The organism is Proteiniborus ethanoligenes, from assembly GCF_900107485.1.
Lineage (GTDB): Bacteria > Bacillota > Clostridia > Tissierellales > Proteiniboraceae > Proteiniborus > Proteiniborus ethanoligenes.
In genome coordinates this window covers 31,978-43,448 of sequence record NZ_FNQE01000007.1, presented here as the reverse complement: position 1 = coordinate 43,448, position 11,471 = coordinate 31,978, and the positions used below count along the sequence as shown (strand labels likewise).

The following is an 11,471-nucleotide window of genomic DNA, read 5'->3' as shown; positions in this document are numbered from 1 at the left end:
GAAAACGTTTTATGAAAAAAACTAGAAAAATAGCATTGTTATTAATTTCTGTACTAATTCTTAATATTTATTTAGTTGGCTGTTCAAATGGAAGCAGCACGCCTTCAAATGAACAGAAGGTTGATCCTAAAGAGGTTATTGAAATAAATTATGGTCATGGATTCATGCCAGAAACTCCACATCACAAAGCTGCAATAAAGTTTAAGGAAGAAGTTGAAGCGGCAACTAATGGCAGAGTAAAAGTAAACCTTTTCCCAGCTGGTCAATTAGGTAGTGCAAGAGAAATGTTTGAAGGACTTCAAATGGGAACACAAGAAATTGCTCTAGTTCCTACAGCAAGAATAAGTGGCTTTGCTCCAGAACTTCAATTGTTTGACCTGCCATTCCTTTTCCCTACTAGAGAAATAGCTTATGACTTAATGGATGGAGAAATAGGTACTGAGTTACTAAATATATTAGACAAGCAAAAAATAAAAGGTGTAGCTTTCTACGAAGATGGATTTAAGCATTTTACTGCAAATAAAGAAACTAGAACTTTAGATGATTTCAAAGGTGTTAAGTTTAGAACAATGGAAAGTCCAATAATTATGGCTCAATTCAAGTCACTAGGAGCTAATCCAGTACCTATAGACTTTGGTGAGCTTTACAACTCTCTTCAGCTAGGAGTTGTAGAAGGACAAGAGAATCCTTTAGTTACTATTGAAAACATGAAGTTTTATGAGGTTCAAAAATATTTAATGCTTAGTGAGCATGCATACTTAGGTCACGTATTAATATTTGGTAGTGATTGGTTCAATAAATTACCAGAAGATATTCAAGAAATTCTTTATACAAAGGGAAGAGAAATAGCAAAATGGCAAAGACAAGCAGTACAGGATGAAGAAGTTAAATATCTTGAAACTATTAAAGCATCAGGCACAAGTATAGTTGAGCTAACAGAGGCTGAAAGAGAAGCTCTTAAAGAAGCTACACTTTCAGTTCATCAAGAATATGTAAAGCTATTTGGCGATGAGATATTAAATAAGGTTTATTCGGAAATAGAAAAATTAAGTAAGTAGTACCCCCTATAATATGAGGAAAATTAGATTGTATTATCTAATTTTCCTCATATATAAACCATAGCTTAAGGAGGCCAGAATCAACAATGGATAATATATTACGAAAAATTGAGCAGTATCTTATTGGCACTCTACTATTGGCAATTACTTTTATATTGTTCATAAATGTAGTGTTAAGAATTTTTGGACTTTCCTTTGAGTGGGCAGAAGAGGTTGCAAGATATGGGATAGTATGGGTTACTTTTATTGGCTCAAGTGTATGTATATACAAAGGAGCTCATATAGGAGTAGATGCTATAACTATGATTCTATCTCAAAAAGGAAAGAAAATTTTATCATTAATTGTATACCTTATTGCAATTATTTTTACGGTTATATTTACACATCAATCTTTTTTAATAACAATGAGGGTAATTGAAACTAAACAGCTTAGCTCCACACTAGAACTTCCTATGGCCTATGTATATGCTGCTATGCCAGTAGGTGGAGTCTTAATGGGGATTAGATATATTCAAGAGATAATCTCCTCTGTAAAGGCTTTAAGGGAGGTTGAGGAATAATGACACTAGTATTATTTGCTATTCTTATGGTGCTTCTTATGGGAAGCGTTCAAGTTTATATAGCTTTAGCCCTATCAACAGTAGTAGCAATTGCATTTTTCACAAATATTCCATTAGAAATTTTACCTCAACGTATGTTTGCAGGTATAGATAAGTTTTCTCTTATGGCAGTTCCATTTTTCATACTTGCAGCAAATGTAATGAATGGTGGTGGACTATCTAAAAGAATACTGAACTTTGCAAAGGCTTTGATTGGACATAAAAAAGGTGGACTTGCCATGACAGTTGTACTTTCCTGTATGTTCTTTGGAGCTGTTTCAGGCTCTTCACCAGCAACTGTTATTGCTATAGGAGCTCTTATGCTCCCAGCTTTAAAGGAAGCCCATTATGGGGAAGACTTTTCAGTAGGACTTATAACTTCTAGTGCAGCAGTAGCAGTTATTATTCCGCCAAGTATAGGTATGATTGTTTATGGCTCAGTAACAGGAGTTTCAGTTGGAGAGCTTTTCATGGCAGGCTTAGGACCTGGAATAGTATACGGTGCAGTTTTTATGTTATATAGCTATTATTATGCTAAGAAAAACAAACTCCAAACAGAAAAAAAAGCTAGCTTAAGAGAGATTTGGTTGGCCTTTGTAGATGCAGTATGGGCATTAGGCATACCAGTTCTTATTCTGGGGGGAATTTATGGAGGAATTTTCACTCCTACTGAAGCAGCAGCAGTGGCTGCAGTATATTCAATTTTTATATCTATATTCGTTTATAGGGATTTAGATTTTAAAGGTTTAATAAACGAGACTATAAATTCAGCAGTAGGTACAGCGCAAGTTATGATACTTTTAGCAGCTGCCTCTGTATTTAGCTGGATACTCACTAGACAGCAAGTACCTCAAGCCTTAGCAGAAGCTCTAATGAGTATAAGCAATTCAAAGGTTGCAATACTTCTTATGATAAATGCAATACTTCTAATAGTAGGTATGTTTATAGACCCTGCATCATCAACTACAATATTAGCTCCATTATTCCTTCCACTGGCACTAAGCTTTGGTATAGACCCAGTACATTTAGGGATTATTATGGTAGTTAATGGCGCTATAGGCATGTTTACGCCACCATTTGGACTAAATCTCTTTGTGGCTACTGGCATATCTGATTTATCAATAAGTAAAATAATTAGAGGCGTAGTACCGTTTATTATTTTGAGCTTAATCACTATGGCTATCATAACCTTTATTCCTCAAATATCCTTATGGTTGCCATCAGTGCTTAAATAAATTTAAAAGAACACACCCTACCCCCAAAAACCATTAAAGAAGAGAGAATTACCTCTCTCCTTTAATGGTTTTTATATTCTGTTAATATATATAAGTGTGTATTTTATGATTAAAACTTACCAAATCCTCTTCCGCTACCACAAGAACAGAATAGAATGACTAATATTAGGAAGAAAAATAATAATTCGCTTCCCATTCCGCCACACTCACGTCCCCAATTACTTTCTACCATAGGAAATCCTCCTTTATTTTATTTGCAAATTACCATTTACCAAATCCACAATTTGAACCTGAGAAGCAGAAGAAAATAATTAAGATTATAATAATTAACCAAATTATTTCTCCATCAAAAAAGCCACATCCTTGTTTGCTAGCTGCATCTGTCATGTAATAACCTCCTTTATTAAAATAATTAATAAAATGTAATTTTAACTATTACCACTTACCAAACCTACAATCATCGCTGCAGAGGAAGAAGATAAAGATAATAATGATTATCCACCATATATCTATTCCACCATGGCAGCCACATTTTTGTTTATCTACTTCAGACATACTAAAGCCTCCTTTAGATTAATGAGGAAAACATTTTATTTGTTACTACATTATATGAAATGTAGTTTTTTTGGTGAAAGGGATATGGAATATTTTTTACAATAAAAGAAAATGTATTTTTAAAAACATACTTTGTTATGAATACAAGAGAAAAAATGATTTTTATGAATATATTGGGTATATAAGAAACAATAATTATTTGTATTTACATAATTATAGGAATATAATATAGTATTAATAATCTATACTTACAGAAATACGAGGGGTGATTAGCATGGGTAATGTAGCTGCTTTTTTCGACATTGATGGTACTCTTTATAGGAACTCACTGATGATTCAGCATTTTAAAAAAATGTTAAAATACGAGGTAATAGATCCTTTAATATGGCATAGCAGTGTAAAACACACTTATGATGAGTGGGAAAAAAGATTCGGAGATTTTGAGGATTATTTAGAGGAGCTTGCGGCTGTCTATATTAAGGAATTAAAAGGTGTTAATAAATCTTATATAGAATTCATTGCTAGTCAGGTAATTAATCTAAATGGTGATAAGGTATATAAATACTCTAGAACTAGAATAGATTGGCATAAAAAACAAGGTCATAAGGTTTTTTTCATATCTGGCAGTCCAGATTTTCTAGTATCCAAAATGGCTGAAAAATATGGGGTAACTGAATTTAAAGGTACAATCTATGAGGTTGATGAAAAAAACAATTTTACAGGTGAAATACTAAGAATGTGGGATTCAGAAAACAAGCAAAGGGTTATAGATGAATTCGTAGAAAAATACGATGTGGATTTACCAAATAGCTTTGCCTATGGAGATACTAAGGGAGATTTGTCCATGCTCCGCATGGTAGGTAACCCAGTAGCTATCAATCCAAATAGAGACCTATTTAACTGTATAAAAAATGATCCAGACCTGTCAAATAAAACTACTATAATAGTAGAAAGAAAGGATATTGTTTATAAGCTGAACCCAGATGTAGAGATAGTTAGGGGTCTATATGATTAGCTATTGACAAATATTGATAATATGGTATATTATTAAATATTGATATAATTGTTATAAACTATATACAAAAGCTATGATGAGGACAGTAGTAAAGGAGCTTTGCATACAGAGAGATAATCATTGGTGAGAGATTATTGTAAAAGCCTTTATTAATATCACCTAGGAGCTTAATGCCTGAAAGGGAGTAAGGCATTACGTTAAATGCGTTAAATTGCAATGAGAGATAGGTTAGCCTTGCTTTCCTATAATTTGGGTGGTAACACGGTTTATAATCGTCCCTAGGTTTTTGACCTAGGGACTTATTATTATGTATTGCTTTGTCATACTGTTCGTAAGTAAAAGTATGTCTTGTTTAGCGATGGTTTAACAGGAGTTGAGCAGTAGTTAAACAATCGTTAAACAATCGTTAAACTATTGTTTAAAAAATGAAAGGGTGAAAAAATGCAAAAGTTTAAAGAACTATCTAATTTGTCAATAGCTCAAAACGAAAAAGTGATTTCTAATTTTTGGGAAGAGATTGATATTTTAACTAAATCAGTGGAAAACAGAAATGGGAGCAAGCCCTTTGTGTTTTATGAAGGACCTCCAACAGCTAATGGTAGGCCTGGAATACACCATGTTATCTCTAGAACATTAAAGGATTCAGTATGTAGATACATGACTATGAAAGGATTTCAAGTTAAAAGAAAAGCTGGGTGGGATACTCACGGACTACCTGTAGAGATTGAAGTAGAAAAAGAGCTTAGGCTCAATAACAAGCAAGATATAGAAAACTTCGGTCTAGCCCAGTTTAATGAAAAGTGTAGAGAATCAGTATTTAAGTATGAAAGTCTTTGGAGAGAAATGACAAAGAGAATGGCTTATGAAATCGACTTAGATAACCCATATATAACATTAGACAATAATTATATCGAATCTGTATGGTGGATACTAGACAAATTTTTCAAGGAAGGCTTAATTTACGAAGGGCATAAAATACTACCATATTGCTCAAGATGTGGTACTGGTTTAGCCTCCCATGAGGTGGCTCAAGGCTACGAGGAAATTAAATCTAATACAGTAATAGTTAAATTTAAGAGAAAAGACTTAGACGAATATTTTCTTGTATGGACAACAACACCTTGGACACTAGCATCAAACGTTGCTCTTACAGTGAGTCCAGATGCCACATATTTAAAGGTAAAATCAGAAGAAACAATATACTATGTTGAAAAAACATTAGCAAAAAAAGTTTTTGGAGATCAGGAATTTGAAGTATTAGAAGAGGTTAATGGTAAAGAGCTAGAATATATAGAGTATGAGCAGCTAATGCCATTTGTCAAAGCAGATAAAAAAGCCTTCTTTATTACTGTTGCTGATTATGTAACTACTGAAGATGGTACTGGTATAGTTCATACCGCTCCTGCCTTTGGAGAGGACGATTACAATACGGGTAAAAGATATAACCTTCCAGTATTACAGCCTGTTAATGAAGACGGAAAATACGTGGATACACCATGGAAGGGTATGTTTGTAATGGATGCAGACATAGAGATAATTAAATGGCTTCACAGCGAAGGTAAACTATTTAAAAAAGAAAAACTGGCACATAATTATCCACATTGCTGGAGATGTAAAACACCACTATTATACTATGCTAAGCCAAGCTGGTATATAGAGATGACAAAGCTTAAAGATAAGCTTATAGAAAATAACAATTCAGTTAAATGGTACCCAGACTATGTAGGTGAAAAACGCTTTGGAAACTGGCTAGAGAATCTAAATGACTGGGCAATATCTAGAAGCAGATACTGGGGAACACCTTTAAATATATGGAGATGCGATTGTGGACACATAGATAGCATAGGCTCAAGAAAAGAGCTAGTTGAAAGAGCTATAGAAAATATTGACGAAAGCATAGAATTACACAGACCATATGTAGATGATGTTCATATTAAATGTGATAAATGTGGCGGTACTATGACAAGGGTATTAGATGTTATAGATTGCTGGTTTGATAGCGGGTCAATGCCTTTTGCACAGCATCATTATCCATTTGAAAACAAGGATAATTTTCATGAGCTATTCCCAGCAGATTTCATCTGCGAAGGTATCGATCAAACTAGGGGCTGGTTCTATTCACTTTTAGCCATATCCACATTTGTAACAGGTAAATCACCTTATAAAAGAGTTTTAGTAAATGACTTGATATTAGATAAAGAAGGAAAGAAAATGTCTAAGTCAAGGGGAAATACTGTAGATCCATTTGAATTATTTGATAAGTATGGTGCAGATGCATTGAGATGGTATCTCCTTTATGTATCTCCTGCCTGGACACCAACAAAATTTGACGAGGATGGACTTAAGGAAGTACTGAGCAAATTCTTTGGAACAATTAAGAATGTATATAATTTCTTCACATTATATGCAAATACTGATGAAATAGATCCAAAGGATTTCCATATAGAGGTTAAAGATAGACCTGAGCTAGATAGATGGATTATTTCAAAATACAATAGCTTATTAAAGGCAGTAGAAGAAGATTTAGAGGCTTATGATTTAACAAAGGCCGTTAGAAAGATTCAGGATTTTGCAAATGAAGATTTATCTAACTGGTATATTAGACGCTCAAGAAGAAGATTTTGGGAAGCAGAGTTAACAGATGACAAAAAAGCTGTTTACAATACAACCTTTGAAATACTAGTTGGTATATCCCAAATGATAGCTCCTTTTGCTCCATATATTTCTGAAGAAATATACAGAAACCTAACAGGAGAATTATCAGTTCATCTAAGCGATTATCCTGTGGCTAATGAAGCCTATATAGAACTTAAGATAGAGCATAAAATGGATCTTGTAAGAGATTTGGTAGGCTTAGGAAGAGCAGCTAGAGAATCTGTTAGGATTAAGGTTCGTCAGCCAATACAAAAGGTTTTACTAGATGGGAAGCATGAAGATGAAATCCAGGACTTAGTTCCATTGATTAAAGAAGAATTAAATCTTAAGGAAGTAGTTTTTGCTAAGGACTTAAACGAATATATGAACTTTAGCTTAAAGCCTAACTTTAAAGTAGCAGGTCCAATACTAGGACCAAAGATAAAAGACTTTGGGAAAGCATTGATAGAGCTTGACGGTTCAGTAGTAGCTCCGAAAATAGAAGCTGGAGAAAGTATAATCCTAAATATTTCAGGAGAGGACTTCCAGGTTACAAAGGATCTTGTAATGATTACCATAACAGCAAAAGAAGGCTTTACAGTCTCTATGGAAAATAATCACTTTGTAATATTAGATACCACATTAACAGAAGAGCTGGTAAATGAAGGCTTTGCTAGAGAGTTTATTTCAAAGGTGCAGCAGATGAGAAAAAACAATGGATATGAAATGATGGACAATATAAAAATCTATTACCATGGTGATGATGAAATAGAAAAGGCTGTAAATATTTACAGAGAATATATTATGAAAGAAACATTAGCTTTGAGCATTGAAAAAGTACAGGATAATAGCTTTGAAAAACATAATTTGAATGATCATGAAACGGGCTTAAAGCTGGAAAAACTATAAAAATATTTTAAAAAATGACGCTAATACTATAGTATATTAGCGTTATTTTTTTCTAAGCCCATTAGTTTATGAAAAAAACACAATGAATCATTTAAATGAGATTAATCATTTGTACAATAGATACAAAGGTAATACAGAATAAAAATAGAATCTCTCAGTTAGTAGTTAAAGTACTGATTTTATTCATGCTTTAAGACTATACACCATAAAATATTTCTATGCTATAATTTAGATAGAATTATATTTATTGGAAGAACTGTAAAATGGACAAGCATGTTATAATTATAGGGGGTTGATTAAATGCTTAAAAGAAATCGTTTTTTTTATTTAGCTCTATTATCTAATATAGTATTAAATGGTCTGGCTGTTTATCTATTAGATAAAAATGGCCTAGGAATGTTAACAAAAACCATAGCACCATCTGTTATCATTCTGATTGTATGGGGTATATATTATAAAAGTAACAAAAATGATTCTACCCTATTGCTTAAGGACATTAAAAATATTATGGATGAATATTCACAGGGAAACTTTCTTGCAGAATATACAGGAAGAAGAGACCTAAAAGACCAAGATAATATAGTGAACTCATTAAACACCTTAAGGACGCAAATGCAGAGTTGGCTCTATAATTTACTTCTTTCCAAGGTCAAAATCGATGACTATTCAGTTATTCTTTTAAGAAATACACGCGAAACCCTAGATAACATAAGTGAAATATCAGAAGCTATAAATTCAATTAATTTTAGCTCAACTAAGGCTACAGAAGATACAGCTGAAAATGCTGCAATAGCTGAACAATTATTAAGCTCAAATACTGAAATAACCGAAAATGCTTTGAAGTTTAGTACCTTCACCCACGATGCTACTGAAAAAATAATGAGGGATAGTAGAGAAATAGAAAAAACCCTAGAAGATGTTTCTGAAATAGAAAATATTATGGTTAAGGCATCTGAGGAAATAGATAGATTAAAGGTTCATTTAAACTCTATTTTCCAAATGAGTGACGCAATATCTGAAATAGCCGATCAAACAAATTTATTATCACTAAATGCGTCTATAGAAGCAGCAAGAGCAGGGGAAGCTGGTAGAGGCTTTTCTGTAGTAGCTGAGGAAATTAAAAAATTGGCTGAGGAAAGTGCTAAAACTACAACTGAAATAAAGAATAATGTGTCTTTAATAGATTTAAGCATAGGTAGAGTCATAGAAGAAATCAAGCAAGGGGCTGATAAATCTGTAGAAATCAAAGAAAAAAGCAATGAGGCTAGCAAAAATCTAAATGACATTACATTACAGATAAATGAAATTGCTAATTTTATAAACGATATATCAAAAAATATTGATGAACAAAATAGAGCTACAGAATCACTAGCTAAAAATGTTGAAAATGCAGCAAGCTTTATTGGAGATTTAAATAAAACCATAAAGGAAATAGATGATAACATTTCAGTGCAAGTAGAGATGGAAAGAGAAAGCTTAGATACTTCTAGTAGCATAGCTGATATAGCTAAAAACTTTAATGAATTCACTAAAACCTTTGAGGATGAAATAAATAAAGAGCTTATTGCTGCATGTGAGAAGATTGCAGACCTTGAGCAAAGGGGTATTATAAACAATTCATATCTTGTAGAGCTATCTAAAAAGACTGGTATATCTGAATTTTATATTACTGACTCTCAAGGAGTGACTGAATACTGTAACAATCCTCAAGGTATTGGGTTTAAAATAAGTGATGACCCTACTACACAGGCATACGATTTTTACAAAATACTATTAGACCCAAGCCTTAAGGTATGTCAAGAAATGAAAATAAGAGACATAGATGGCAAGTATTATAAGTTTGCTGGAGTATCTAAGAAGGGTAAAAAAGGTGTTATTCAAGTAGGGTTATTCATAGATGATTTACTTGATTTTAGAGGACAATATGCCATAGACTAATGACCTAAAGCTTCTTTTGTGATATATCACAAAAAAGCAACATAAAAAGCATTCAACTTTGTAAGTATATTACAAATATTTTCGTGCTATATTTATTTTAAGACATGTAAAACGTTTTCAACAAAGCAAACTATGTATACATGCTCTACTTTTTTAACATAAAAACAGTTGTTTTTCAATATATTTGGAGGTGAAACCATGAAGTCTTTTGAATACTTCAAACCAGAATCCTTAAAAGAAGCTAGTGAACTACTAATAAAGTATGGAGAAAATGCCCATATACTAAATGGTGGAACAGACCTAGTAGTAAGGATGAGAGAAAATTTAACTACACCAGAAGTTGTAGTAGACATTAAAGGGATTAAAGAGCTTTACGATTTAAACTATGATGAAAAAGAAGGACTTTTTGTAGGTGCATGTGTAAAACTAAGCGATATGGCACATAACAAGGCTGTTGTTGAAAACTATAGCTTTTTAGCAGACTCAGCTGAGACAGTAGGATCAGGTCAAGTTAGAAACCTTGCTACAATGGCTGGCAACAACTGTAATGCATCACCATTAGCTGATACTTCAACTCCCCTTGTAGCTACAGATGCTGTAGTTCATATTTATGGGCCTAATGGGGAAAGAAAAGTATCTATTCATGAATTTTTTAAAGGAGTAAGAAAAACTTGCTTAGCTCATGGTGAAATTGTAACAGGAATACAAATTCCTGCTAATAAAGATTTAAAGGGAGTATTTATAAAAAACTCCAGAAGAAAAGAGGTAGACCTATCTACAGTGTGTACTACAGTAGTAAAGATAGGAGATGAAATAAAGATAGCTATGGGTGCTGTAGCACCGACACCTATAAGAGCCTGGGAAGCAGAAAAGCTTGCTAAGGGAAAAGAACTTACAGATGAGCTTATTAGCCAAGTTGCTGATATGGCAGCCTCTGAAGCAAAGCCAATTGATGATGTTAGAGCATCTAAAGAATATAGAAAAGAAATGGTTAGAGTAATGGTACGCAGAAGTCTTGAGCAGTTAAGAGGCTAAAGGAGGGAAAAAGATGAAATATAAAATTAGCTTTACTTTAAATAATGAAAAAATTCAACATGAGGTTGAGCCACACAAAACTCTTCTTAAAATGCTAAGAGAAGATTTTGACCTTACAGGAGCTAAGGAAGGCTGTGGACAAGGGGAATGTGGTGCTTGTACTATCTTGTTAGATGGGAAACCAGTAAATTCATGTCTTGTACTAGCAGTAGATGCTGATGGTAGAGACATATTGACTATAGAAGGATTATCCAACGGAACAGAGCTAGATAATCTTCAAGCTTCATTTATTACACATGGAGCATTGCAATGTGGGTATTGTACTCCTGGAATGGTAATGGCAGCAAAAGGTCTATTAGCAGAAAATCCTCATCCAACTGAAGAAGAGGTTAAAGAAGCTATTAGTGGAAACCTTTGCAGATGTACAGGATACAAAAAAATTATAGAAGCAATTATGGATGTAGCAGAAAGATAGAATCATTCTTTGAAGGGA

General features: G+C 33.2%; 10 protein-coding genes and 1 other annotated feature. Of the genes, 8 read left to right on the top strand and 2 right to left on the bottom strand.

Annotated features, from left to right (window positions below):
* Positions 1-11 precede the first annotated feature (11 nt).
* From BLV37_RS04135 to BLV37_RS04125, 3 genes are all read left to right on the top strand, one after another.
* Positions 12-1,058 carry a TRAP transporter substrate-binding protein gene (locus BLV37_RS04135; RefSeq protein WP_091727698.1) on the top strand — a complete coding sequence of 349 codons (1,047 nt, stop codon included), beginning with the start codon at positions 12-14 and terminating at the stop codon, positions 1,056-1,058.
* Positions 1,059-1,144: 86 nt separating this feature from the next.
* Complete coding sequence (locus BLV37_RS04130) at positions 1,145-1,618, top strand: TRAP transporter small permease (RefSeq protein ID WP_091727695.1); 474 nt, start codon at positions 1,145-1,147, stop codon at positions 1,616-1,618.
* Positions 1,618-2,892 carry a TRAP transporter large permease gene (locus BLV37_RS04125; RefSeq protein WP_091727693.1) on the top strand — a complete coding sequence of 425 codons (1,275 nt, stop codon included), beginning with the start codon at positions 1,618-1,620 and terminating at the stop codon, positions 2,890-2,892. The genes BLV37_RS04130 and BLV37_RS04125 overlap by 1 nt, the downstream gene beginning before the upstream one ends.
* A 109-nt stretch (positions 2,893-3,001) precedes the next feature.
* Here BLV37_RS04125 and BLV37_RS15420 read toward each other — a convergent pair whose 3' ends face one another.
* Positions 3,002-3,124, bottom strand: coding sequence for a sporulation protein YjcZ (locus BLV37_RS15420; protein WP_143031479.1), 123 nt, complete (start codon positions 3,122-3,124; stop codon positions 3,002-3,004).
* 29 nt (positions 3,125-3,153) lie between these two features.
* On the bottom strand, positions 3,154-3,279 hold the full coding sequence (locus tag BLV37_RS15415; protein ID WP_280140109.1) for a hypothetical protein: 126 nt from the start codon (positions 3,277-3,279) through the stop codon (positions 3,154-3,156).
* A gap of 442 nt (positions 3,280-3,721) precedes the next feature.
* On the opposite strand from BLV37_RS15415, the gene BLV37_RS04120 reads away from it, so the two are divergent.
* The 5 genes from BLV37_RS04120 (at position 3,722) to BLV37_RS04100 (ending at position 11,453) form a co-directional block, all read left to right on the top strand.
* On the top strand, positions 3,722-4,462 hold the full coding sequence (locus BLV37_RS04120) for an HAD family hydrolase (RefSeq protein ID WP_091727690.1): 741 nt from the start codon (positions 3,722-3,724) through the stop codon (positions 4,460-4,462).
* 64 nt (positions 4,463-4,526) lie between these two features.
* Positions 4,527-4,745: a binding site (T-box leader), on the top strand.
* 158 nt (positions 4,746-4,903) lie between these two features.
* Positions 4,904-8,005 (top strand): isoleucine--tRNA ligase, encoded by a 3,102-nt coding sequence (gene ileS / locus BLV37_RS04115; RefSeq protein WP_091727688.1) that lies wholly within the window; start codon positions 4,904-4,906, stop codon positions 8,003-8,005.
* 300 nt (positions 8,006-8,305) lie between these two features.
* A complete protein-coding gene (locus BLV37_RS04110) occupies positions 8,306-9,943 on the top strand; it encodes a methyl-accepting chemotaxis protein (protein ID WP_091727685.1) in 1,638 nt (545 codons plus the stop codon).
* 198 nt (positions 9,944-10,141) lie between these two features.
* Positions 10,142-10,978 carry an FAD binding domain-containing protein gene (locus BLV37_RS04105; RefSeq protein ID WP_091727683.1) on the top strand — a complete coding sequence of 279 codons (837 nt, stop codon included), beginning with the start codon at positions 10,142-10,144 and terminating at the stop codon, positions 10,976-10,978.
* A 13-nt stretch (positions 10,979-10,991) separates the two neighbouring features.
* Positions 10,992-11,453 carry a (2Fe-2S)-binding protein gene (locus BLV37_RS04100; RefSeq protein ID WP_091727680.1) on the top strand — a complete coding sequence of 154 codons (462 nt, stop codon included), beginning with the start codon at positions 10,992-10,994 and terminating at the stop codon, positions 11,451-11,453.
* Positions 11,454-11,471 lie beyond the last annotated feature (18 nt).